This is a genomic window from Shimazuella kribbensis DSM 45090, from assembly GCF_000428065.1.
Taxonomy (GTDB): domain Bacteria; phylum Bacillota; class Bacilli; order Thermoactinomycetales; family Thermoactinomycetaceae; genus Shimazuella; species Shimazuella kribbensis.
Map to the genome: position 1 here is coordinate 29401 of NZ_KE386621.1, position 23984 is coordinate 53384.

Annotated in this window: 24 protein-coding genes and 1 pseudogene; 11 read left to right on the forward strand and 14 right to left on the reverse strand. The window is 37.5% G+C overall.

Annotated elements, in window-relative coordinates; translation table 11 throughout:
- The first annotated feature begins 172 nt into the window (after positions 1-172).
- The gene (locus A3GQ_RS0121910) at positions 173-814 is read left to right on the forward strand and encodes a GNAT family N-acetyltransferase (protein WP_028778834.1); all 642 of its coding nucleotides are present in this window, start codon (positions 173-175) and stop codon (positions 812-814) included.
- Positions 815-878: 64 nt separating this feature from the next.
- Here the strand turns inward: A3GQ_RS0121910 and A3GQ_RS0121915 are convergent, their stop codons facing one another.
- The 5 genes from A3GQ_RS0121915 to A3GQ_RS0121935 form a co-directional block, all read right to left on the reverse strand.
- A complete protein-coding gene (locus A3GQ_RS0121915) occupies positions 879-4010 on the reverse strand; it encodes an MMPL family transporter (RefSeq protein WP_051272251.1) in 3132 nt (1043 codons plus the stop codon).
- A 612-nt stretch (positions 4011-4622) separates the two neighbouring features.
- Positions 4623-5201, reverse strand: a complete 579-nt coding sequence (locus A3GQ_RS0121920) for an NAD(P)H-dependent oxidoreductase (protein ID WP_028778836.1) — start codon at positions 5199-5201, stop codon at positions 4623-4625.
- A 72-nt stretch (positions 5202-5273) separates the two neighbouring features.
- A complete protein-coding gene (locus A3GQ_RS25355) occupies positions 5274-5816 on the reverse strand; it encodes an anthrone oxygenase family protein (protein WP_051272254.1) in 543 nt (180 codons plus the stop codon).
- Between the two features lie 93 nt (positions 5817-5909).
- A complete protein-coding gene (locus A3GQ_RS0121930) occupies positions 5910-6335 on the reverse strand; it encodes a MarR family winged helix-turn-helix transcriptional regulator (protein WP_028778837.1) in 426 nt (141 codons plus the stop codon).
- Between the two features lie 174 nt (positions 6336-6509).
- Positions 6510-7868 (reverse strand): aminotransferase-like domain-containing protein, encoded by a 1359-nt coding sequence (locus tag A3GQ_RS0121935; RefSeq protein ID WP_028778838.1) that lies wholly within the window; start codon positions 7866-7868, stop codon positions 6510-6512.
- A 121-nt stretch (positions 7869-7989) separates the two neighbouring features.
- Between A3GQ_RS0121935 and A3GQ_RS0121940 the strand changes: the two genes are divergently transcribed.
- Positions 7990-8955 carry a DMT family transporter gene (locus A3GQ_RS0121940; protein WP_028778839.1) on the forward strand — a complete coding sequence of 322 codons (966 nt, stop codon included), beginning with the start codon at positions 7990-7992 and terminating at the stop codon, positions 8953-8955.
- A 20-nt stretch (positions 8956-8975) separates the two neighbouring features.
- Positions 8976-9608 (forward strand): nitroreductase family protein, encoded by a 633-nt coding sequence (locus A3GQ_RS0121945; RefSeq protein WP_028778840.1) that lies wholly within the window; start codon positions 8976-8978, stop codon positions 9606-9608.
- Between the two features lie 214 nt (positions 9609-9822).
- Here the strand turns inward: A3GQ_RS0121945 and A3GQ_RS0121950 are convergent, their stop codons facing one another.
- From A3GQ_RS0121950 to A3GQ_RS0121975, 6 genes are all read right to left on the reverse strand, one after another.
- The gene (locus A3GQ_RS0121950; RefSeq protein ID WP_028778841.1) at positions 9823-10737 is read right to left on the reverse strand and encodes a DUF1002 domain-containing protein; all 915 of its coding nucleotides are present in this window, start codon (positions 10735-10737) and stop codon (positions 9823-9825) included.
- A 101-nt stretch (positions 10738-10838) separates the two neighbouring features.
- Positions 10839-12371 carry a fumarate hydratase gene (locus tag A3GQ_RS0121955; RefSeq protein WP_028778842.1) on the reverse strand — a complete coding sequence of 511 codons (1533 nt, stop codon included), beginning with the start codon at positions 12369-12371 and terminating at the stop codon, positions 10839-10841.
- Between the two features lie 275 nt (positions 12372-12646).
- A complete protein-coding gene (locus tag A3GQ_RS0121960) occupies positions 12647-13189 on the reverse strand; it encodes a dihydrofolate reductase family protein (protein WP_028778843.1) in 543 nt (180 codons plus the stop codon).
- 460 nt (positions 13190-13649) lie between these two features.
- Entirely contained in the window at positions 13650-13955 is a 306-nt protein-coding gene (locus A3GQ_RS0121965; RefSeq protein WP_037465903.1) for a winged helix-turn-helix transcriptional regulator, read from the reverse strand.
- A gap of 24 nt (positions 13956-13979) precedes the next feature.
- Positions 13980-14687 (reverse strand): hypothetical protein, encoded by a 708-nt coding sequence (locus A3GQ_RS25945; RefSeq protein WP_051272257.1) that lies wholly within the window; start codon positions 14685-14687, stop codon positions 13980-13982.
- Between the two features lie 51 nt (positions 14688-14738).
- A complete protein-coding gene (locus tag A3GQ_RS0121975) occupies positions 14739-16154 on the reverse strand; it encodes an alkaline phosphatase family protein (protein ID WP_051272260.1) in 1416 nt (471 codons plus the stop codon).
- Positions 16155-16260: 106 nt separating this feature from the next.
- Between A3GQ_RS0121975 and A3GQ_RS0121980 the strand changes: the two genes are divergently transcribed.
- The 5 genes from A3GQ_RS0121980 to A3GQ_RS0122000 all read left to right on the forward strand — a co-directional run bounded on the left by A3GQ_RS0121980 (position 16261) and on the right by A3GQ_RS0122000 (position 19858).
- Positions 16261-17454 carry a M24 family metallopeptidase gene (locus A3GQ_RS0121980; protein WP_051272263.1) on the forward strand — a complete coding sequence of 398 codons (1194 nt, stop codon included), beginning with the start codon at positions 16261-16263 and terminating at the stop codon, positions 17452-17454.
- 73 nt (positions 17455-17527) lie between these two features.
- Positions 17528-17908 carry a hypothetical protein gene (locus A3GQ_RS0121985; RefSeq protein WP_028778847.1) on the forward strand — a complete coding sequence of 127 codons (381 nt, stop codon included), beginning with the start codon at positions 17528-17530 and terminating at the stop codon, positions 17906-17908.
- 208 nt (positions 17909-18116) lie between these two features.
- Entirely contained in the window at positions 18117-18308 is a 192-nt protein-coding gene (locus tag A3GQ_RS0121990) for a helix-turn-helix domain-containing protein (RefSeq protein ID WP_028778848.1), read from the forward strand.
- A gap of 451 nt (positions 18309-18759) precedes the next feature.
- Positions 18760-18996 (forward strand): hypothetical protein, encoded by a 237-nt coding sequence (locus A3GQ_RS0121995; protein ID WP_028778849.1) that lies wholly within the window; start codon positions 18760-18762, stop codon positions 18994-18996.
- A gap of 121 nt (positions 18997-19117) precedes the next feature.
- Positions 19118-19858 (forward strand): polysaccharide deacetylase family protein, encoded by a 741-nt coding sequence (locus A3GQ_RS0122000; protein WP_028778850.1) that lies wholly within the window; start codon positions 19118-19120, stop codon positions 19856-19858.
- Positions 19859-20052: 194 nt separating this feature from the next.
- Here A3GQ_RS0122000 and A3GQ_RS0122005 read toward each other — a convergent pair whose 3' ends face one another.
- A complete protein-coding gene (locus A3GQ_RS0122005) occupies positions 20053-20418 on the reverse strand; it encodes a hypothetical protein (protein ID WP_028778851.1) in 366 nt (121 codons plus the stop codon).
- A 953-nt stretch (positions 20419-21371) separates the two neighbouring features.
- Between A3GQ_RS0122005 and A3GQ_RS25365 the strand changes: the two genes are divergently transcribed.
- Positions 21372-21659, forward strand: a complete 288-nt coding sequence (locus tag A3GQ_RS25365) for a hypothetical protein (protein ID WP_156877901.1) — start codon at positions 21372-21374, stop codon at positions 21657-21659.
- A gap of 174 nt (positions 21660-21833) precedes the next feature.
- On the opposite strand, the gene A3GQ_RS0122015 is transcribed toward A3GQ_RS25365, so the two are convergent.
- On the reverse strand, positions 21834-22421 hold the full coding sequence (locus A3GQ_RS0122015) for a DUF4309 domain-containing protein (protein WP_028778852.1): 588 nt from the start codon (positions 22419-22421) through the stop codon (positions 21834-21836).
- A gap of 290 nt (positions 22422-22711) precedes the next feature.
- Positions 22712-22925, reverse strand: a pseudogene (locus A3GQ_RS26485) (HTH domain-containing protein); the annotation flags it as partial.
- Between the two features lie 99 nt (positions 22926-23024).
- On the opposite strand from A3GQ_RS26485, the gene A3GQ_RS0122025 reads away from it, so the two are divergent.
- Both A3GQ_RS0122025 and A3GQ_RS0122030 read left to right on the forward strand, forming a co-directional pair.
- Positions 23025-23495, forward strand: a complete 471-nt coding sequence (locus tag A3GQ_RS0122025; protein WP_028778853.1) for a GyrI-like domain-containing protein — start codon at positions 23025-23027, stop codon at positions 23493-23495.
- Between the two features lie 16 nt (positions 23496-23511).
- Positions 23512-23982, forward strand: coding sequence for a phage tail protein (locus A3GQ_RS0122030; RefSeq protein ID WP_425423393.1), 471 nt, complete (start codon positions 23512-23514; stop codon positions 23980-23982).
- Positions 23983-23984 lie beyond the last annotated feature (2 nt).

The window sequence follows — 23984 nt, forward strand, 5'->3', positions numbered from 1 at the left end:
TAAAATGTAAAATGTGTATATTATACGAACTAATTTGCGGTTTTTATTGTCTATTACATATAAAATTATATATATTTCGAATAGTTATTATTTGTTGTTTTAAATAGAATTTGTTTAGTATGATAGATACATGAAGTGCTAGATCCCGACTATTTACGCAAATGAGGGCATCATGAATACAAAACTCTCGTTCCCTGACAACTTGCATCGTCTTCAAATGTCAGCGGATGATGGGAGAGTCGTACTGAAAATCTACTCACCAGAGCACCTTTCAGACATCGGAAGGGTAATTATGGAAAGAGGAGAAAAGCCGACTTTTTCATTTTCAGGAGTGAGAGGAACGTTTTCAACAGAAGCTGAGGTCTGTCGTCATGTAGTGGAGTCACTGGAAGGGATGCAAAAGAAAGAGATCATTCCCTTCAGTATTTTCGTTGATGGGAAAATCAGAGGAGTTGTACATCTCGGAGGAATAGATCTCATCGATCGACGTGCAACGATTCAGAGGGTGCTCATTGACCCTGATTTTCAAGGTCAAGGAATAGCTCCAAACGCAGTGCAGACTTTGGTGCGTTGGGCAATGGAAGTTATACGATTTGACATCCTGCTGATAGATGTTGCCAAAGGAAACGAGTCAAGTCGTAAAATGATTCGAAGGTGTAATTTTCGATACAAAGGAGAAAAAGAACAGTTTTACTTGGATGTTTGTGGTAATAAAAATACTCTTTTGACCTACGCCATCAATCAAACAAACTGGAATAAGCATCCCACTTGGTTTGAGATTGTTTGGGAGCAACTTTCCGACCTTCTGATGTGAGAAGGTAAAAAATCAGGTCAGGCATGAAAAATGCCTGACCTGATCGCGTTTATTTTGGAAAATCTTATGAACTTTGTTTTTCAGGAACAATCTCTTCTCTCTCGCTTTTTGTAATCCTGTCAAGTAAGGAGATAGAAGCAGGTAATACCATTGGCAGTAGTACAAAGGCGAGTAGAAGAAGAGCAATAATAACTACGGTTGCTATTTGTACTAGTGTTGTAACACCAGATGGATACATCGCTGCAAAAGTACCTGCTAAGATGATTGCCGCGGATATTACTACGCTTCCAGTCCTTTCAACTGCTTTTAAAATGGCTACTACCATACCTTGATGCTTGTATTCTTTGTAACGCATCATCACAAATATACTATAGTCAACACCAAGAGCAATAACCATGATAAAAGAAAAGAATGGAATGGTCCAAGATAATCCTGGCACATCAAAGAAATGGATAAAGATATTTTCTGAGATGGTGAGTGAGAAATAATAGGCAAGGATCAAAATGCCCAATATCGTTACCGTAATCCAAACAGATCGATACAGGATGAGTAGCAAGACACCAATTCCAGCTAACATAAGAATGATCGTTAGTGAAAAATCTTCATCGGATACATTTTGCAAATCGTAGTTAGATGAAGATACTCCTCCTGTACCGATTTGAAGATTGGTATACGGAGTATGAGAGATCGTTTCCCGAATCGTAGTATCAATCTCATGTGCAACTTTCATCGCATCTTTGGAATATGGGTCTATCGATAATGGAATGGTCCAAGTAACAATCTTACGATCTTTGGACATGTACACATCTAGAGCTGTTTGGAATGCTTTGCCGTTACGTACTTCTTTTGGAACAAAGAAAGTACTATACGGTGATCCTTCGCCTGTTACTTCGGTGAGATAATTGTTTGCTGTTGACAGTCCGCTGTTAATTTTATCTAATCCTGAAGCACTTTGCGAAAGTCCCTTTTGGAGTTCTTTCATTTTGGATTCAAAGTCATTTAGTCCTGCTAATACTTGCCTTTGTCCATTGGTAATAGCATTTAAACCCTCATCCATAGAAGGAATGGAAGAAATAACTTGTGATTGTCCAGTTGCTCCTCGTTCGAGTCCTTTTTTTAATTTACCTGCACCCAATTTTAATTGGGCCGTACCATCAGCGATTTGTGTTTGAGCATTAGCAATTTGTGAAAGCCCTTTGCTAGCAGTTGCTAGACTTTTGTTTAAGGTGGCTAATGAACCATTCAGTTTCGTAATGTTTTGTTGAAGTGCAGGCAATGCTTGACTCATGCTGTCGCTTGTCTTTTTTAACGTTGTATAGTCAGCATCCTCTGCGAGATCTGGATTATTTTTACCAAGTGAATCAATTGCGGTTTGCATTGTTGCATTCATTGTTGCAAGGTTCGTTAAACCGGAAGCAATTCCTTGATAGCCTGGGGCGAGTTTTTCCAAACTATTGCTTATTTGGGTGAATCCAGATGCTAATTGTTTAGTGGATGTATTTACTTTCTTCATCGAACTTTCCAAGGTTGCCAATCCGGACTGGATTTGATCTGCTCCTTCAGCCCCTTGTTTGATTCCAGAATTGATTTTTGACAGAGCAGTTTGTACTTGACCAAGACCAGATCGCACAGAAACAGTGCCATCGATTAATTTGTTAATATCGCTCAAATCACCTGATGTAGAGGTTTTAATTTTGTCGGAAGCAGTGGATAAACCTTGAGAGATTTTTCCGAGCCCACTACTTGATTGTCCAATGCCTGAACTTACTCCTTTTGTTTGCTTCGTAAGATAGAGGTCATTGATATATTCTCCGTTTGGTCTTGTTGGTCCATATACATCTTTTACCTCTTTTATCTGAGTTAATTTTTCATGTACCTCATCCAAAAAGGCCAACCCATTAGCAGTATCCATTGGAGTTTTGGACTTTATGACTAACGTAGTAGGAAGGGTTTGACCTGCACCAAAAGATTGAGCGACGATATGGAATCCTTTGACAGATGGAGAGTCAGATCCGATTTCTTTTAAGTTATCAAAAGAAAGTTGATCTTTATAAAATAAAAAAACAGGTATACAAAGTACAACTACTAGAAGAATGCTGATGGATACTCGTATTACTGAGAAATGACCCAATCGTGACCAGAGGCGATTTTGACCATGTCCTTCGAATTTTTTTAGAGGCCAAAACAAACGATTCGCCATTAGGGACATAATGATGGGGTTAATGGTAAAGATAGCTCCGAGGAGAACGACAATACCAATGGCAACCGCAACCGCAGATTGATAGATCGAGAAGCTGGAAAAACCAATCATACTAAATCCAATAAGTACTGCTAATCCACTGAAAAATACTGTTTTCCCTGCGGTACGGTATGTTTCTACAATGGAAGTAAGGAGAGGCTTTCCAAGACCTAATTCTTCCTTAAAACGCATAAAGATAAGGATATTGTAGTCTGTCCCAACTCCAAATAAGACGAGAATAAGGAATATCTGTGTGGTATTAGCAAAAGGGAAATCAAAGTACTCTACAAGCAAACCAACTGCTCCTTGTGCAATCAAATAAGCAACTGCAACAATGAGGAGGGACAGAATTGGTGTAACAGGCGAACGAAATACCAAAATCAGAACTAGTACGATAAAAATGATCGTAAAGAATTCTGTCTTTTTTACACCGTCAATCGAGTTCTGAGCATAATCTTCTTCGATGTAACTATTACCAGTAAGGTAAGTTTGAATTCCATCCATTTTCATTTGCTGTTCGAATTGAGCACGTATTTGAGGAAGGCTTTGTGTTGTTTTTTCGACACTTGCAATTGCCATAATGGTTTTTTGATCAGCTGATAGCAGTCTTTTTTCTGCATCTTTACTATCAAATGGACTTAAAACAGATTGGATATGTAAACTTTTATTTTCTTTCATCTGTTTTAATTTCTGCTCTATGTGTTTCTTTTCTTCTGATTGAAATCCTTTTGGATCGTGGAAGACGAGGATCGTATCGAGATTTTTGCCACCCTTTTCACTCTTATGAAATTCAGCTAGTAATTTAGAGGCAATACTAGATGAATAGGTACCATCCATATTCGGTTGCCCTTTTTCTCGTATTAACGTATCCATGGATGGCATGGTCAGCAAGATGACAGCTAAAATAACGCTCCATATCACAAGCCAAAACCATTTCAATCGAATAATACTGCGCATAGCTCTCTATCACCACCAATAGATGAATTTTGTACACGAATAAAATTATTATATCATTGGTGGCAAATGCCAATCGAAAGGACACAAGAAGGGCACATTATGGAAATCATTGAATGGTCATTAGTAGTACAAATGCAGGCTACGTTTTGTGGAACCTAGAAGAAAATAAAAAAGCCGTCCAAGACGGCTGTAGCATAAATAGAAGTACTTCATTATAGTCTTGTGAGTGGGAAAACCCACGGTTTGAATCATGGGATGATAACGAGCGTTAGACAAGGGAGGTTTTTTCCTCCCACAAGTCTGACAAATTTTTCAGAAAACATCTTTTACAAATATATATTCCCCTGTTAAACTATCCGTTAGTTGCTCTTTCAAAACTGGATAGGATATAGGGCCCAGAAAACCAATCGTTTTGCACGTAAAATGCTATGCGTACCAAAAAATGGCTAGACTGAAATGCGAAAACCAAGCAGTAAGTCTATTCTATGACGTAGCAACAAAAACTTTTTTCAACCGTGGGGCTCACGGGGCTAGCTTGGTAAGAGAAGTAGTCATTAGACTACCGTCCCAAGAATCCCATGGCTTCAGCCATGTGGAATGTCAAATGGTATATCAAAATATGCGATGCAAGGAATTTTCTACGGTGTGTAAGTTCTTCTTCATTTCCAACTCTTCATCTGGAATGCTTCCGAACAGTAGATGTTCCATTGGTTCAATTCCCGTAAATTCAAATATTCCAGTACTAGAAGTCAGTTTTAATGCCTCTGTCATACTCATTTGATCATAAATTTCTTTTGGTGTTCCATGTGTATTGATAATTATGCCTTTTTTTTCTGTTAAATGTTGTTTAATCCCATTTCCTTCGTAGGAGTATGCAAAACCGTATGCAAAAACTCTGTCAATATAACCTTTTAAAATCGCAGGAAGTCCAGTCCACCAAATCGGATAGATGAGGATGATCGAATCTGCTTGTGTAATGTATTCCTGCTCCTGTTTAACATCTTCTAACGTCTCTCCTCTTCGAATGGATTCTAACTCGGATTGACGTAGCACAGGCTGAAAATCTAAGTCATATAGATTACGAACATTGACTTGATGTCCTTTTTTTTCTAATGTTTTAACGGTTGTTTCTAATATAGCATGATTAAAACTTTCAGTTTGTGGATGAGCATAAACGATTAAATGTTTCATTTGTATTCCTCCAGAATGATTCTTTTATTATTTATTCTTAAATATCATGGTATTTTTTATAAAATAAAATTTTTACTTTGTACTTACTGAGATGGTATTTCCATCGTCTTTTGGCGCCTCTTTTTTGGATTGAAATGTATTCATAGACATTCCTGCCATAATCGTAATGACAAAGGCAATAATAGTAGCAGTAGTACGAATGTTATGCCATAGATTCCATGGTTCAGCATAATTTGTTCGTGTTTGAGATATTTCTAACGGAGTGGCGGATGAAATGACAAATTTATCAAGTGTATTATTGAGAGGAACATTCATAAAAGAGGTTATTCCAAATACACCAATGAGATAAACACCGAAAGCGATGAAAAGTAGAATGGATGCTTCTTTGTTCTTTTGCATGTAAGCAGCAATTGGTGTGAAGATAACAGCACCCATAAAAGCAAAGAAGAAAGCCGGATTCTGAATTACTTTATTAATAGCTTGCATCGCTTGAATATATTGTGCATCTGATAATTGTTTAAAGGCTGGATTGATAGAAATAGAGAAAGCAAAAAATGTACCGGCGACTAAGCCTGTTGTGACGATGGACAATATAGTAATGATTTTTACTAGCATTATAAATCCCTACTTTTCTATGTTTATATTTAGTGAATAGTTTAAAAATGATATAATTTCATTTGGTATTAGTCAATTTCTTTTATATAAACTTTATAATATTTTCATTTTATTACTCGCTTCAAGAACAATTTGTGTGATCTTATCCCCTTTTTCTTTCCCGAAAATTAGGGAATATCGATCATACAGTTTTAACCAGCATCGGTTAATTTCTTCATGAAGGTCTTCTCCTTTCTCTGTTAAGAATATTTTAGTCAGTTTTCCTTCCGTTTTTCGTTCTACTACTCCCTTGGCAATAAGTTTATCTATAAATCGGGTTCCAGTAGAGGGAGCGATATGCAAGATAGCACATAAATCTGTCAGTGTAATCCCAGGTTCTGCTTTTACGATCAAAACAAGATAAGCATAAGTGGGTGATAGCCCAATCGACGCAAATTCTTCAGTGGCAATTTTTCCTGCTTCATGAGCAAGGTTGGAAACCGTGAAATAGAGACACTCATTGAGCAGTTTTTCAATCATTTGTTATCCACACTTCCTCCTCATTTGTTTGTACATACAAATATTAGCATGCACTTATTTTTCTGTCAACTAAAAAATACGTTTTTTGCGAAAATAAATATCATTGAATAAAATCTTGCTTAATTAAATGACAAAAACATCCCTATCAGAGCAAGGTGGAAAAATAAGGCGACATTAAAAAAATTGTCGCCGATAAAGGTTGGATATATGTTTCACTTCTTTCAAGACAGTGGTAACACCTTTCTCCATATTGCTTTCATGAACATTGGAAACATTGAGTCTCACTATATTTTTATGTGGATGATTTTCAAAGTAATTTTCTCTGATGTTTCCTACAATAATATGTTGAGTTGCTAATTTTTTTTGCAGTTTCTCCAGTGAAATAGGTTGATCAATCGTTAGGTGTGTATGTGCACCAGTCTGAATAGAAGGATAAGATATGTAATCTTCGATTGGAAGAGAGGTTAATAGTTCATGCAATTTTTGCATCCGTAATTGATAGGCTGTTCGTATTTTTTGTCTATGGTATTGATACATGCCATTTTGAATATAAATTTCTAGGCTTGCTTGGGATAGCATAGAGCTATCGATATCGTGAGTCCTCTTGTAATGTATAAAATCAGAAATTAATTTATTTGGAAGAATAACTACACCAACACGCAAACCGGGAAATAAAATTTTCGAGAAGCTTTTTAGATAGATAAGATATTCGTTTTGATAAGAAAAAATAGGATCAGCCTTCGCATTTCCTTCCAAATCCATTAAATAATCGTCTTCAACAATATATACTTGGTATCGTTTTGCTAGATTTGCCAAAGTTTTTTTCTCTTTTTGTGCGAGCGATGTTCCCAAGGGATTGTGAAAACGAGGCATGGTATAAAAAAACTTAATCGGTTTTGTTCGAAATAAATATTCTAATTGATTTAGATCAAGTCCATCAGCTGTTCGTTCTATTCCTAAGGTGGAGACCTTTCGTAGTTGTAGCATTCGCAGAAAGAGATGGTAACTTGGTTGTTCTACTAGAACCATATGTTTTTTATTTGGGAATGACATAGTTGTTAATACCGAAAGTGCCTGTTGAACACCAGATGTAACAACGATTTGTTTGGTCGAAGCAAATATTTGATGATTTGCTAGTTGTTGTTGTAAAACCTTAATAAGGGAAGGAAGCCCTTGGGGAGTACCATAAGTAAATAGATCGTTTTTATAACGGTCAATCGCTTGATTTAAGCAATGTTGAAAATCTCGATACGGAAATAGAGCAGGATCCGGTGTAGTAGAAGAAAAATTAATGGTTTGTACATTTGACTTTGTATTTTGTTTTTCTTGCTTCACAACATAGTACCCACTTTGAGGGATAGCATAAATAAGATGTTGACGTTCCAATTCAGCATAAGCACGAATAATGGTGCTTTTGCTACATTGATAAGTATCAGATAGTTGTCGTATGGAAGGTAAGTTTTGACCTTCTTTCCATGTTCCTTGAATTAATTTGGACTGTAGATCTTGTACTACCCATTCATATTTATACATAGAATGCCTCCTTTTTGTACCGGTACAGTTAGGGTATTTGAAGATAGTCAACGATATCAAACCAAGGTATATTTACGATAGTCGGTTGGCCAGCCAAATTACAGTTGAGGAGAAACACATTATGACACAACAAAAAGGAATCAAAATGGGCTATCTAGCTGCGATTTTGTATTCATTATTCATAGGACTCTCATTTATGTTTGTAAAATTAATTGTACCTATAGCAGCACCGCTTGATATTTTAGCAATTCGGTTTATGTTAGCATTTATATTTTTAACAATACCGGTTTTATTTGGTTGGGTAAAGTTGAATGTGAAATTAAAAGATTTTTATCGGTTTGTGCCATTTGCTCTGTTGTATCCTGTTCTTTTTTTCACTCTTCAAACATGGGGTTTACTTGAAGCCACATCTGCTGAAGGTGGAATCATTCAAGCAACTGCGCCGATATTTACGATTATATTAGCAACGTTATTTTTAAAAGAGAAAACAAATATATGGCAAAAATTATCACTATTGTTATCCGTATCAGGTGTCATTTTTATCTTTGCTATGCAAGGTTCTAGTTTTTCCTTGGGGCATATGAAGGGTATTTTATTATTACTTGCATCTACTTTGTCTTTTGCTGTATACACAATATTTGTTCGACGTTTGGGTTCCACTTTCAAACCTTATGATATGAGTTATATGGTTATCATGCTTAGTTTTATCAGCTTTTCAGGAGCAAGTATTACTCAGCATGTCACAGCCGGTACCATATCTACTTTGATAGCCACTATCAATCAACCCGTGTTCTGGTACAGTATTTTATATTTGTCTCTTTTTAGTACTGTTTTCGCGATCATTTTGTCTAATTTTGCGCTAGCGAAATTAGAGGCGTATAAAGTAAGTGTGTTTATGAATTTAAGTACATTGGTTTCGATAGTAGCCGGAGCAATTTTCCTTGGTGAGTTACTTACTTATGTTCATATCGTTGGAGCGATAATGATTATTGTAGGAGTGCTAGGGACGAATCTAGCAGGAAGATGGGGCAATAAATCTAGTGGGAAAACCAATCATATAACGAAAAATACGAATGTTGCATCATAAAAATTAGGGGGAAGTTCCAAATGCAAAAATCTACCACGCTACAATTTGATCAATTAGTAAGAGAAAGGAAATCTGTTCGTGAATTTCAGAAACATCACATGATCCCTCAAGAAGAATTGCATGAAATTATCCGTATGGCTCAAACTGCTCCATCTGCTTGGAATCTACAACATTGGAAAGTGATCGTAGTCCAAGATCCAGAACAGAAAAGGGCTCTTTTACCGATTGCTAACAATCAACAACAAGTTGTAGATGCTTCTGCTGTTTTTATCATTCTAGGTGATCTGGAAGCCAATAAAAATGTAGAGAAAGTACATCTTCCGTTGGTTCATTCTGGTGTGATGCCAAAAGAAGTTTATTCACAAATAGCAAAGGATACCGAGGAAGAATACAAACTAAGGAACTACAAATCTCGCGATAGTGCATTTCTCAATGCTTCCTTATTTTCCATGCAATTGATGTTGGCAGCAAAATCAATAGGATACGATACGGTTCCTATGGGTGGCTTTCAGGTTGATCCATTGATAGAGAAGCTTCACATACCAAAGCGATTTGTTCCAGTTATGATGATGACTATTGGTATTGCGAGCAGCTCAGCATATACAACTACGCGTTTGTCACTAGATGATGTGATCATACATGAATCATTCTAAAGCGCAAAGAATCTATCTGTTGTGATGCAAATAATAATCAACAAAGAGAAAAGCCGTGGGAGTGTCAAAAGTTAACTTTCATGAATGACATCACTTGAATAAGGTGCTGAAACTGTGATGCTGTGGTTCATACTAGAATGAAAAAGATATACTACGAAGCCTAACAAACATAAAAAACATCCCGCAATCGCGGGATGTTTTTTATGAGATAACACTATTTTTGTGAAGAAGAAGAGGTGAAGAAATCACCAATCGTACTAAAGAGACTTCCTAGCCATTCAAAGATAGTATCAAAAAATCCTTGAGGATCTACACTCAATACTTCACCAAGGCTTCCACGCAACTTGGAGATTTGATCGCTCAATTGGCTATAGTCAATATTTAGTCCAGCAAATGCTTGCCCATAAGTGACCAATTGATTGATGGTAGTTTGATTGAGGTTGATGTTTAAGTCTCCAGCTACATTGATAATAATATCTTTGTATTCTTGAGGAGTTTGTGGATTTTGGGTTGCAATTTCTTGTTTTAAGTTATTCATAAATTGTGCAGCTTGGTTACCAGCAGCTTGAGAATCCCCGCCAATATCTTTGGCGATATCTTGTGTACGAACAATCTCTTGGTTCGCTACTTGTTTTTGGTTTTCGCTAATTTGTTTACCTGTTGCTTTTTCAAACGCTTTGATAATCCCTGTAAGACCAGCAGTTCCCGAAACACGAATCGGGGCTGTTACATAAATATCTGCATCTCTTACACCAGCGGTAATTGCTGCATTGGCATACATGGCATCAGTAATCGTAGTGATATTATTGGTTTTAACGGAAATACCAGATCCAGGTGCAGCAATCGTAATCTTTGCTGAGGAAAGAGCACGGGTTCCAATGGTTGCAGCGGACATATATTTTCCAAGGTATTGATGTTCTTCTTGGTTTGTTACATAGATTTTATTTACATTGTTAGGTACTTTCATCTCAGCTAAAATGCTCTCTTGTTGTTGTAATGTAAGGTCTTTCCCTAATGTTACAACACTATCACCTTCAACTGCATCTGCGAATGCCCCAGTGGGTAAGGCAAGAGTCAATGCGGTTAGAAGTGAGAGTGATACCAATGAAATCTTTGATAAGAGTTTCAAAGTCAAACCTCCTTAAAAAGTAAAAAACAAGTACAAAGAGGGATTCGATTCGACAATCCCTCTCTATTTTACCGTTTTGTGAACCAGAAGTGAACAGAAATTTATTTGAAAACAGTTTCCTTATATTGAGCTAGTTTTTCGAGAGAGGTTTTGTCGACATCTGCATGCAAGCTGTTACCATGGGAGTCCATCGTTACAATGGCGGCAAAGTTTTCTACTTGAAGGTGCCACATTGCTTCAGGAACTCCAAAATTTAGAAAATCTACACTCTCTACGTCTTTGATACATTCTGCATAGTACTGGGCAGCACCACCAATTGCGTTGAGGTAGACAGCACCATGTTCTTGCAGTCCTTTTAACGTTTTTGCCCCCATACCGCCTTTTCCGATAACCACTTTCATGCCAAATTTTTTGATGATATCGGATTGATATGGTTCTTCCCGAATACTTGTTGTAGGCCCTGCTGCTTTTACATGCCATTTACCTGCTTCATCTTTGAGCATAACAGGACCACAGTGGTAAATAACACTTCCTTCCAGATCAACAGGAGATTCATGATCCATCAAGTATTTGTGAAGTGCATCACGGCCTGTATGAATCAGTCCATTAATTACCACTACATCTCCAACTTTTAGATCGCGAATTTGTTCTTCCGTGATAGGTGTTGTAAGTACAACTTGACGATTGGAGCTTTCATCTTCTGCTTCTTCTTTTGATTTGGTAGCTACTTTGGGTCTTTCTTCTTTGTACAACCAGCTTTGAATAGTTCCTGTGGCTGGATCGATTGTAACTCCTTGACGACGAAATGCCCAGCAGTTATAAGCTACAGACACGAAAAAGCTAGCAGGAAGACGATTATTTACCCCGATTTTGCAACCGAGTAGGGTAGTGTTTCCACCAAAGCCCATTGTCCCAATGCCCAGTGTATTTCCTTTTTCCAAAATATAAGCTTCTAATTTTGCTAGATCTTCATTTTGGTTTACATCATCCACATGACGGAATAATTGTTGTTTTGCTAATTCATAGCCAGTTGTTCGATCTCCACCGATACCAACACCAATAAAACCAGCACTACAACCTTGCCCTTGTGCTTGGTAAATACTGTGCAAAATACATTTGCGGATACCATCTAAATCTCGACCAGCACGTCCCAATCCTTCTAATTCAGTTGGAAGACTGTATTGGATGTTTTTATTTTCACAACCACCGCCTTTTAAGATAAGACGGACATCGATGTAATCTTTTTCCCATTGGTGAAAATGAATGACAGGAGTACCTTCTCCTAAGTTGTCCCCAGTATTTTCACCTGTAAGGGAATCAACGGAATTGGATCGTAATTTCCCTTGTTTCGTAGCCGTTGCAATCGCATTTTTAATTGCTTGTTCCATGATTAGTTGGTTGGCTCCAACAGGTACATGCACAATAAAGGTAGGCATACCTGTGTCCTGGCAAATAGGAGAAACTTTTTCCTTTGCCATTTGGATATTTTCTGTAATACGTGTGAGTGCAAGTGCAGCTCGTGTTCCGCTGTCTTCTTTTGCAGTTGCTTTGTCAATTGCTTCCCGAACATCAGGGGATAGTTGGGTAGAAGTATCCGTGATGAGAGTAAGCATTGATTGTTCAAATGATTGCATGTCAAAAACCTCTCTTTTTTGCCACAAAGTCAACTTTATTTTAACATATGGGTGCAAGGTACCTAAGGAGAAAAATAAGTGTGGAGTAAATAGATAATACATAATAGCATTTTATTTTATAATTATTTCTCGTTCGTGAAGGGAGGTAGAGAGTGTTTGTTTAGCCAATAACAATTAAAAACAAAAACATGACTTGAAGTGGCTCAAGTCATGAGGTTATTTTATTTTATTTTCAATCAATTTACTTCTATTATCTAAATGTTTTCGTTTTTTGGTTATTTGTATCTGATCTTATATTTTGGGAGAATTACTCCGTTTTGATAGTGTTTTAGGTCGATCAGTTCTAAATGGATTCGTTTTTTGCTAAGGCCAAAAAGCGGTATTCCTTCTCCAATCATCACAGGATTGACTTTTAAAATAAGGGTGTCAATCAATTCATGATCCAGAAGTGTTCCAGCTAATTGTCCTCCACCACAGAGCCATATTTTTTGATTTGTAGTCTCTTTTAGATTTCGAATAAAGTCAACTGCATTGTCCTTTACTAGTTCTACTTCTTCATTGGACTCAAAATCCATCGTTTTCGAAAATATATAATGCTTAATCCCGTCATATCCTGGCTCGCCTGGTTTTTTGCCAAATTGGAATCCAAATTCATATGTTTTTGTACCCATTAAAACTGCATCATATTGCTGGATAGCAGAGATAAAGTCTGGAACGTGTTCATCATCATAAAGAAAAATAGAATTGTCCGCCGTACCATTAAGATCTGCAATATAACCGTCCGCTGTTGTTGCTACATGATAGATTAATTCCGACATACTATTTGCTCCTTTAAAATACATTTTTGTCGTGTGTTTTATTTTATTATCAATAGAAACTAAAAAAATCCTGATCCATTTTCGGATAGGAGTAGGTGTTTACATAAAAAGACACAATTTCCCCTGTAAAGGCAAAAATCGTATTTTTATAGTATAAAAAAGCCTAGATTAACCACATCCAGAAAATGTTAATTTTTAAAATTATAAACATTTCTTTTTGAATAGAATTAGTTGATCATTGGCTTTTATCACTCTCTTCATTTTATTGAATTCATATTACAAAATAGCAGTCAACCAGTCAATGAATAATTTTATCTAATTTTTAAATGTTATTTATTATTTATCATATTTATCATATTTATAGTATCGAAAAGAAAAAATCCAAGAAAAGATGTTCGTTTTCTTGGATGGATATTTACCAGAATGTAAAAATGGATACTTCTGTACTACTAAGCATTCTCTAAATCCACTCCGTAGCCCAAGCTTCGATAGAATCCAAAACAGGTTGAAGCGCTTTACCTTTTTCTGTTAACGTATATTCGATACGTACAGGTGTCTCAGGGTACACTTGTCGATTGACTAGTCCAGAAGCCTCTAGATCTTTCAGGCGTTCGGCTAACATCCGTTCGCTCATTTGTGGAATTTGTTCCCGGATATCACGAAAACGACGTTTTTCTTCCATGAGAACCCGTAAGATAAGTCCCGTCCATTTTTTTGCTAATATTTCTACAGCAGCCTCAAACTTAGGACAAATGCAACTCTCCACAGAATTCCCTCCACTTCTTATCAGTTAGTCACTTATTTTATTTATTATAGCATAGTATGTACTTACCGTGTTTTGAAAACTCTCCCTAATTTGTGTCTTATTGCGTCCTTTTGAAAAATGGTATTTGTATTCATCCAAAAGAAGAGGTGACCAGTCTAGTCCAAGAGCTGTTTGGGTAAATGCATGTGCTGCGATTTCTCTAAGGCGATTAAGGGATCTTTTGACTAAAAAAGGGCCTCGCTGCTTGATGATCACAGTAGGAAAATGTAAATCTGTCCTTCCTATAGATGTTTCCTCTAAATGGTGAAACCATTCATGATAGGCATGTAGAGCAATTACATCTATATCTTTCACTATTGTCTTTTTGGTAGAGAGAAATGTTTGAACTTCTTGGATTGAATTTTTATAAATAAAGATCGTTTGTTTCTTTTTGTTATACTGAGCTCGAATATGGGGATGTTCGGGATGTTGCTGTCGAATATGAATCCGAATATCGTCTTTTAGCACATGGTTAAAAAAAGACAGATGATCCATTTGGATATAGGATTTTGCTGATTGAGACCCAATAGCTATCGCTTTTGTTATATAAGGTTCTATATCTTGGGCTGGGAGAAAATCATAGTGTGGATCACGTTCTAGTTCTAAAAAAGCAAGATGAAGAGGTGAGAGTGTTGGCCAGCTTACATCCCATTGAAGAACAGGATTAATTGTATTTGTAAGCAAAGTAGACAAAAAAATTCCCCGTTTCCTGTTTTTTTACATTTATGAACGGGGAGGCTTGGCTCATTCCTCTAAGAGTTGAAGAAGCCATTTTTTAAAGTTGATCAATCTTAAATGTTCAGGAGCTTGTTTTATACCAGTTACTATCATTGGGACAAGTGAGTCCAAATGATGCAGGGAGCCATGTGATGCTCCTTTGTGTTTTGGTGAACCTTGGCCAACAATTTCATATCCTGGAGAAACAGTGACTACTACAGATCGATCATTTGAAGTAAGTGTACCTGCTAATCGAGACAAAGCATCAGGATAGATGCCATACTGAATTTTTTGTTCATCAAGGGTTAAATCAAGTATAGAGATGTCTCCTTCTAAGTGCCATTTTTGTTCATATTCATCTAAATAGTCTCCATCCGGTCGGAAACTAAGTATTCCATCTGTCTGTCCACTTACGACATGAATCCAGCCATCTGATTCTTGCCAGGCGATTACATCTAATTTTTTTTCAGTTTTACATAAACGGACAACATCACGGTAAGATATCTCTTCATCTAAAATGTTTATATAGCTCATGCGTTCGTTAACACATAGGATGAGTTGATCTTGAGATTTTGCAATATCTCGAGACAATGGCATGATAGAATAGGGATGTAGTATTTTACGCAAGTCTACGTAGGTATCTTTCTGGACCATATTGGTCTGTCCGCTATCCCCAAGTACAATGAAGCTACATATTTGGATTGCTTCTTCCCAAGAACCAAATGCATCTAAAATGGATGCAATTTGATTATCTGCTTTCATGATTCCTTTTCCTTCTGAGGTTCCTTTTTTGTGTACAATGATGTCATTTCCTGGGAAATATACAAGTGAAAGAGAAGGTAATTTGTCTTTTTTTATCAGGGAAATAATCTCCATGGATGAAAATTGATCATTTACGCCAAATTGAGACAACATACTTTTTGGATTGGATCGCTTATCTAAGGTGTGAATAGAACCGTATGAAAAGATGGGAGGAGCCTCTGTGCGAATTTTTCTAGGCAACAATCCAGTTAACCATGTAATCCAAGGAGGACGTAATTCAGTATGGTCCTTTCCTCGATAGACCATGGCATTAATGGAAGCAGTAGGTTTGTTTGTTTCTTCGTGAATGGTTTTAACATCTTTGCTAATTAATTTTTGATTTAACTGCAACATTGCAGCTTGAAGAACTCGTTTTACTCCAAACAAAAAAATTTCTTTTGGACCAGTGCCGAAATTGACAACACGTTTCTCTTTTTGATTGTAATATGTAAGGCCATAGATACCATGTATATTAGGCGGTTCACCTGTTAACATGGTGGTATCAATCGAGACAGACATAGTAGGGAATGTACTGACAACCTTTGGGAAATATGTTCCATTATCACGTAGAAACTGCAAAGTAGGGGCTCGACCAGCTTGGATTTCTTCCTGTAAAGGAGCATCCATGAGAGAATCAATCAATAGGCATATAATTGGTTTATGTATAATGAATGTACCTCCTTCATCTGTTTATCCATATATTTTATCATTTCACTAAAAAATTCCTTCTATGTAAAGGATGATTCCGATGGATTTTCTTGCGAAAATTCCGAAAGAAGAAATAATAGCTCGAATAACCCTTTTGCAAACACAATTGAGATACCAATCTCTTTCAGCTGCCCTTCTTACGCAGAATGTTGATATTTTTTATTACACGGGGTCGATGCAAAATGGTTTACTTTATGTTCCACAAACAGGGGAACCTATTTTTTATGTAAAAAAAAGCGTAGTACGTGCGAAAGAAGAGAGCAAGGTAAAGGTTGAACCTTTAGGAAGAAGGAGAACTTTGGGAGAGCGAATGATCGAGACATTTGGCAAGCCTGTTTCGATCGGTTTGGAATTGGATGTATTGCCTTATCAATTGGCTGTTCGTTATCAAAACATGTTACAAGCACAAATTGTTGATCTTTCTCCAGTCATCCGACATCAACGGTCGATCAAATCTGAGTATGAACAAACACAAATTGAAGAAGCTGCTAAACTGGTGGATCAAGTCATTCAATTATTACCAACTTGGATTTCAACAGATCTTACAGAAGTAGAACTAGCTGCAAAAATAGAGTATTACTTACGTGTGAATGGCAATATCAATCTCAATCGCATGAGGGGATATAATCAAGAACTTTCACTTGGGATGATCACTTCGGGAGCTGCGGCTGCTACACCGACTTATTTTGATGGACCGGCTGGAGGACTAGGATTGACAGTAGCTAGTCCTCAAGGGGCAAGTCAGAAAAAATTAGCAAAAAATGAACCTATTTTACTCGATTTCAGTACAGTAGTTGAAGGGTATATGATCGATCAAACACGTATGGCAGTCATTGGATCATTGGATTCGGATTTGGAGCAAGCTTATCAAGTGAGCCAACATATTTTGAGAGAAGTCGAAAAAATCGGTGTACCAGGCACTCCTTGTGAAAATTTGTATCTACATGCGCTAAAAATGGTGAAAGAATCAGGCTTACAAGATTACTTTATGGGATTCGGAGACGATCAAGCGAAATTTTTGGGTCATGGAGTAGGATTGGAGATTGATGAATTACCTATCTTAGCAAATGGTTTCAAACAACCATTACAAGAAAATATGGTGATTGCAATAGAACCAAAGTTTACGTTTCCTGATAGAGGAGTAATTGGGATAGAGAATACATATGTGGTAAAGAAGGAAGGACTAAAATCACTATCCATCTCAAATGAGGACATTTTAAAAATAGGAGAATGATATATTCCTATTTTTCTAAAAACAAATTACAATATGATTATACACCGTTTTCTACTGGAGAAAAGGGAATCACATGTCTGCTCTGATGGGAATGTATGGAGGAAAGCTGCTCATCCTGTTCGACGAAAAGATCTCTCCTGGATGGCACGAGCTAAATGGTGTCTACGACGGGGAAATCCGGTTTCGTGGCAAGTCAGAAAGTTCCCCTCAGCTCGAAACGTCTGACGCTTCGCTGAGGGTCACCAGTTCGCTTCAGCTCTCTACGGGTGTCTGCATTTCCGGAACGATGTGTTTCGGTGATGCTGGTGTCCAGTTCGAGGACCCTGAGCCGAATGTCAAGATCATCGACCGTCAGGTGATCCTCAAGCAGGGAGTCTGTGTGCCGTGGGACGTCCTCTTCGGGCCGGATCTGGAGAAACTGATCCATACTCTCGTGGACACCTATTCCCAGTAGAACAAAGCTAGAGGTATCTCTAGCCTGCGCCCGTTTCAACCGGGCGCCCTGAATGTTTCCAGTGCTCCTATATATCCCTAATCCCCTATATATTCGCCTAATTTTTCTTTTTTGCTTTCACCCATAGGTATGTGGTCTCATAAGATAACTTGACTGAATCCCTGACCCTCATATCCAAATGCTCGAGCAAGGAAGGGTGGCATAGAAGTTGCACAATCAGAAGGGGAAAACCCTGCTTACCAATCGGGAGAGGGAAGTATTTGAGTTATTGGTTCAAGATAAAACCACCAAAGACATCGCAGGTCAATTGTTTATCAGTGAGAAAACCGTTCGTAACCACATCAGCAATGTGATATGTACCTTTTGCAAAATTTTTGAAGAAATAAAAATCCCAATGTAGAGGGTCCCTTTGCATTGGGATTTTGAATGTTTAATTATTATGTAGTGTTAACTAAGGTGAAATCAAGAGGGATGCGTAACTGCTATCAGCTACGATCCGTATTGGTTTTTTTCCTCAGGTAAAGAATTCGAAAGATAAGATTTTGAAATGGTTATGGGTACACCGTCTTTATATGAGTCGGAATATTCCTACTATTTTTATCGATGCAAATATTAAATAAGACATGCTTTTATGCATTGAATGTCTGCATACATTGAATGGGAGGGGTGATTAGTTTGAAGAAATCAAAACTAAGTGTAGGTAAATAAATATACGGAGCAAAAGATATCAAACAAGCTTTTTACGAAGCATTTGCACCGTATTTCGAACAAAACAATATGCACCCTGCAAGGTTTGTAAGTTGGATCACACAAGAGCCCAAAAAACATGTGGGGAGTAGTTAGCCCCTTTTTTGCTAGAGATTTGGACAAGCAGAGGAAAGGGGATAAAGTGGGGCAGGGTTGGAAAAATCACCCGACTACGTGTACAGCTCATTGAGGATACCCGCCGAGACCTTTTTGATGATGACGATTATAACAAACAAATTAACCAATCAATAGAAAGGGCTAACAAAGATAAAGAGAAAAAAGAAGAAAAGAAAAAAATGAAGGAGATGTATTCCATTCTTAACTCTAAAGTAACAGGATAGATAGGTTTATATCTTCCAATCGCTTTAATGGTCCAGTGACATGTCTCATGTGATGAGATTCATTATTTTGATCAGAATGGGCACACTTTTTACATAGACAATATGTAAAAAGTGGAGCAAAATGAAAATGAAAATGAAATGGTTATGGTTCGGTTTTTTTATGATTTTAGGAATAAGTAGTATAAGGCTTTTTAACCACCCTAATATCTATGCTGATGGTCCCCCTCATGATCGAAAATATTATGAGAAACACCATAAAATAACTTGGGAAAAACCAACACAAAAAAAATGGATTGCTCTTACATTTGATGATGGCCCTAGTTCAAACGTAACACAAGAAATTTTACAGGTCCTTCAACAATATCAAGCAAAAGCTACTTTTTTTTGTTTAGGCTACAAAGTACAACGGTATCCAGAGATAGCTAGACAAGTGGTTTCGGAAGGACATGAAATAGCAAACCATACATTCCATCATAAATCAATGAATAATTTGTCCAAAAGGAAACTGGAGAGCGAAATTGAGATGACTCAAAAGGTGATTTTTCAAACAACTGGAATGCAGCCAAAGTTATTTCGTCCTCCAGAAGGGGTATATACAAATCAATTGATTGAAACCGTGCAAAAACACCAACTTCAATTGATCATGTGGAGTTGGGATCAAGATACAAAAGACTGGAGTAAAAAACGAAGAAAATCAGTTATCGTAAATAAAGTGATCAAAAATGCAAGTAATGGAGATATTGTGTTGTTCCATGATACTCAAAGGAAGACCGTATTGGCTTTGAAAGAAATTCTTCCAGAATTAAAAAAACAAGGATATCAATTTGTGACTGTTTCTCAGTTATTGCACGCAAATGACTAAGGTATGGCGACTGATGAGGGCCACTCTGGAGGTATTTCCACTTTTGGAGTTACCTCGGCCTGCAAGGATTTGAGCCACTCTTTAGATGGCCTAGAACCAGCAACTCTCGCCTGAGGGGTAACGGAACCATATACTGGAATCTATCTGACGGACTAGGGCAGGAACCGTCCCACTACCCCGTTTAGTTAGATAAGTTATTCATTGGAAAGATCGTCAATCGCTTGAACAGCTAGTTCCAGTGCTTTCATTCTTCTTTCTAAAAGCGTTTTTTGGGGACTACCTGCCTTTGACTTAGCATAACTGTTCTCAATTGATGGAAATAAACCAGTAAGAACATTGCGAGCTTCCGCTAAATATTCCTGAGTGTAGTGATGAGGTTTTTGATTCCAAACGTTTTCTAGTATAGCTAAGCCGATGTAAATAGCTTTGAGTCGTTTCTTTACTAAGGTCGTATTTGCGCCTTTCTGAGTCATCTGGGACAAGGCATTTTCGAGTTTACTAATTGTCGATTGTAAAGATTTTATTGATTCCAATTTATCTACATTTGATACGTTTTCCATGTTAGCTGTCCTTTCGTCGTTTCTGATTATTTTTCTTGATATTTGATAAAATCGTTAAGAACCTGATTTTACTCGCAATATTTTAACACAAATAACCAACTAATCGGGATAGAACCAGCATCCAAACGGCGAACCCTAATTCCCCAACAATCGAAAAAGATCCTGTGGAAGAGAGCAGCAACCCTGTCTTCAATAACAAACCACATGATCTCTAAGTGTATAGAGATCATGTGGTTTGTTATTACTATTTATCTTAAAACAATATCGATCCAAGAGGCACCCATCCGGCCACCGCAATCGTACAACAAAACATAGATAACAAAACGAAACTTCTTTTCATTAAAACACCCCAATTTTAATATTTTGTTGATTCCGTCCCTTCTATTATCTTCTAAAAATTTTGAATTATCAACCGGATAAATTCAACTGTTGTCCAGAAATAATGAGCCAGAAAAAAAACCCTGATCGCGATCCAGATCACAGCTCAGATGGATTCAATGTCTGGGACGTGGATGACCATACCACCTATCAGGAGTTCCCTGACGGCAAACAATTCAAGGTGGAAAGTATTCGTTCACGAGACCGAGTGACGGATCTCAATAACGGAACAACAACTACGGGATACTGGGAAAACTTCTAGGTCCAAGGACCAGTTGCGAATTTCGAGACTGGTCCGCCTACTTTTACATCCCCAAATGGGACCATTCGATCAACTTCCTTTATGTAAAATGTTTAATATACGCCGTTCTGAACGAATTTTGTATATCTGATAATGTCATAGATATATAAAGTGTAAAAATAGCATTATTTCCACCTGTACGCTTGTATGAGTGATAACAACAAAAAAAGCGATCGATTGATCGCTTCCCTTTATGTCATCGAGGCTGCACATATTGTATGATTAAGTTCCTAGTATTGTAAAAAGGGTGATTACAACAATGACTAAATTCTTGATGCCCACTTCCGCCGAGACGCTAGATTTATTGAATGCGATTGTTGATGAGATGATCGCTCAGTTCTCAATCACGCGTGCAGAGGCTGTTGCCAGAATTAACAAGTGTTGGCACAGAACGGATCTATCCTCAGAGGATGACCTTATCCTCCATGAAGACGAATATTACTGGGCTCTTGGCATTTATTTCGGAGACGTAAAAGATTGGAGCCCGGATGCCGATCGTTCTACTTGGACTCCGCTGCCAAAGCCATCCCGTAACTCTGGCTATTGGACCATTGAAGAGTAGCCAAGTTCTTGCCCTTTGCTGAACTCGCTGGACTTAGCGACATTAATGTTACTCGTCGATACTCAAAATCCTCTGTTAACGAGTTAGAACAAGCTATTGAAAAAGTGTTTGGATAAAATATGGAAATATTTTCAGATGTGGCCCCTCAAAGTGCTTTTGATGGCCGAACCCCTACTATGGAGCTATATAACCTGGATCATTAACTGCTACATGCTTAAATTTGCCCTTTTTCCCATTTTTATCTGAGTAAAAGCAAAATTGGAGATCATAATGTTTCTTGCCAGCTACAACATAGGAAACATAATATTCAAACTCTCCTTCATCATTCTGTTCAAACCACTCTTCATTTGCTTTACCGAACGTTTTTTTTACTTCATCGTATGTAACAGCACTATATCGTTTATCGCTGGTTTCCACATTAAATGCTGATTTTTGTTTCTCATCATCAACAGAAAAATAAAAATTTGTAGAATGCTTGCTGTATTTTAAATCAAATTTCTTACTGTTTTTGTCAGGCTTTCCCCATTTTGCTTCAATGGCTCTACGAGAAGAACCAATACCCAAGTCCTTAGAAGTGATCACACGCCCTTGATCTGCCAATTTTTTGGTTTGAAGCAATAATTGTTTATGATTCTGTTTTTCTGATACTTGCATCGTATGTGTTTGTTCAGAAGCTTGTGCTCCATTTACATAGGAAAATCCAGTGATAAGTGTTCCAATCGCAAGTGTAGTAACCATGATTTTTTTTACTGTTTTTTTCATTCTTTGTTCCCCTTAACGAGTTGTTATTTTCATGCTTTCATTTCACTTGCATTTATTTTATTGATCGTTCGTTTCGAAAAGATAGATAATTTGTTTCCTAAATGTAAATTGGCAATGTCCAATTGATGAACAAAGGGTCGATAAAATCAACAGGAAATATATCGGTCTATTTTTCATTTGTTGGTCAAACTAAGGTTCGTCGTTTGGTTGGCTGGTTCTACCCTGTATATCGCAAAGCATCTTGCAAACTGGAACTATTTGCAAGATGCCTTTTTATTTCATGGATTATTTATTATGGTCAGGACAGGGTTGTGCATGACAGAATAACCCCCCATCCCTTCCAACTTCAGAGACGAGTGGCATCCCCATGGCCCCAATTTCTCTGATATCTCTAATTATTGTAGATCAAGGGATGTTAGATTCTCGCATGTTTTCAGAAATGGTAAAACGGGAGCGGTTGTTGATATATCTCACGATGATATTAATCCGTTCCACTTTTTTCATCGAGACTCCTAAACAGTATCATTTTTTGACATGATTTGAGGCTATGATATACCTATCAAGCAAAGAAAACAATTCATTAAAAAAAGGAAGGTTTTGAATATGGCAGATTATACCCTAGAAGAAAAAGACAGCTTTATCGTTGTAGGTATTGGAACGGAGCTTACAGACTATGCTGGTATGGACAAGGAAAAGGCAGACTTTTGGCAAGCCGTCAGCCGGAATGGAATACTGGATACGTTAAAAGCCATAGCCACAAATGACTACATTTTTGCTGTGAACGAAGCAGTGAATAACAAGATGATGCATTATGCCGGTGTTATGACAGATGCATCCGTATCAGCACCAGAAGAGGCTAGAATTATCCAATTTCCTAAAGGAGAATACCTCATTGTGAAGGGAGAAGGGAAGACAGCTGATGAATTGAATCAGAAACTTGAAGGCATTGCCTTTGGTCAAGTCTTGCCAGAAGCAAATTTTGCCTACGTTGGCGGGCCGAATGCAATGGTTGAGCTGGGACAGCGAAACGGCTTCATTTTTGGTGAAATGTGGATTCCTGTTGTTAGTCAATAAAGAAATAAAAGGAGAGATGGAAATGTCCTATATCGTTGATTTTAAAAATGTGACTACGAATGGTTTAGAATCTTCACCAGTAGTAGAAGCGCTTGCTGGTTTACGTGCTCATGAAGCCCGTTACTTTATGAATAAATACAAGCATGAATTTACGGTTGTACCAGCTAGCGAAAGCCAGGATACCCTTGATTATGTAAACCGAATTTTGAAAGAAGAACGTGATATTGAGTTTGCGGCCAAACCTTTAGAAACGTCGCGTTTTCAAGTGGAAAATATCCAATTTGCTTACGTCTTTTATGAAGATGGTCTTATGATCAACGTGATGTATCCCATTGACGACCCTAAGAAGCGGGCCGTTGGTTTTAAGCTTTCTGAAGAGATGGAAGTACCAAAGGAGTTAGAAGAGAAGTTTAAGTTTGCTAGGCAAAAGTCTAAACTAGCTGGAACCATTCGAGGCTCGTTCTTTATCATTAAAGGAGAATATTAAAG

Bases quoted from the DNA above. Each gene is read 5' to 3' on its own strand.
- A3GQ_RS0121910 (WP_028778834.1), top strand. From the start codon at position 173: ATGAATACAAAACTCTCGTTCCCTGACAACTTGCATCGTCTTCAAATG.
- A3GQ_RS0121915 (WP_051272251.1), bottom strand. From the start codon at position 4,010: ATGCGCAGTATTATTCGATTGAAATGGTTTTGGCTTGTGATATGGAGC.
- A3GQ_RS0121920 (WP_028778836.1), bottom strand. From the start codon at position 5,201: ATGAAACATTTAATCGTTTATGCTCATCCACAAACTGAAAGTTTTAAT.
- A3GQ_RS25355 (WP_051272254.1), bottom strand. From the start codon at position 5,816: ATGCTAGTAAAAATCATTACTATATTGTCCATCGTCACAACAGGCTTA.
- A3GQ_RS0121930 (WP_028778837.1), bottom strand. From the start codon at position 6,335: ATGATTGAAAAACTGCTCAATGAGTGTCTCTATTTCACGGTTTCCAAC.
- A3GQ_RS0121935 (WP_028778838.1), bottom strand. From the start codon at position 7,868: ATGTATAAATATGAATGGGTAGTACAAGATCTACAGTCCAAATTAATT.
- A3GQ_RS0121940 (WP_028778839.1), top strand. From the start codon at position 7,990: ATGACACAACAAAAAGGAATCAAAATGGGCTATCTAGCTGCGATTTTG.
- A3GQ_RS0121945 (WP_028778840.1), top strand. From the start codon at position 8,976: ATGCAAAAATCTACCACGCTACAATTTGATCAATTAGTAAGAGAAAGG.
- A3GQ_RS0121955 (WP_028778842.1), bottom strand. From the start codon at position 12,371: ATGCAATCATTTGAACAATCAATGCTTACTCTCATCACGGATACTTCT.
- A3GQ_RS0121960 (WP_028778843.1), bottom strand. From the start codon at position 13,189: ATGTCGGAATTAATCTATCATGTAGCAACAACAGCGGACGGTTATATT.
- A3GQ_RS0121980 (WP_051272263.1), top strand. From the start codon at position 16,261: ATGGATTTTCTTGCGAAAATTCCGAAAGAAGAAATAATAGCTCGAATA.
- A3GQ_RS0121985 (WP_028778847.1), top strand. From the start codon at position 17,528: ATGTCTGCTCTGATGGGAATGTATGGAGGAAAGCTGCTCATCCTGTTC.
- A3GQ_RS0122000 (WP_028778850.1), top strand. From the start codon at position 19,118: ATGAAAATGAAAATGAAATGGTTATGGTTCGGTTTTTTTATGATTTTA.
- A3GQ_RS0122005 (WP_028778851.1), bottom strand. From the start codon at position 20,418: ATGGAAAACGTATCAAATGTAGATAAATTGGAATCAATAAAATCTTTA.
- A3GQ_RS25365 (WP_156877901.1), top strand. From the start codon at position 21,372: ATGCCCACTTCCGCCGAGACGCTAGATTTATTGAATGCGATTGTTGAT.
- A3GQ_RS0122015 (WP_028778852.1), bottom strand. From the start codon at position 22,421: ATGAAAAAAACAGTAAAAAAAATCATGGTTACTACACTTGCGATTGGA.
- A3GQ_RS0122025 (WP_028778853.1), top strand. From the start codon at position 23,025: ATGGCAGATTATACCCTAGAAGAAAAAGACAGCTTTATCGTTGTAGGT.
- A3GQ_RS0122030 (WP_425423393.1), top strand. From the start codon at position 23,512: ATGGAAATGTCCTATATCGTTGATTTTAAAAATGTGACTACGAATGGT.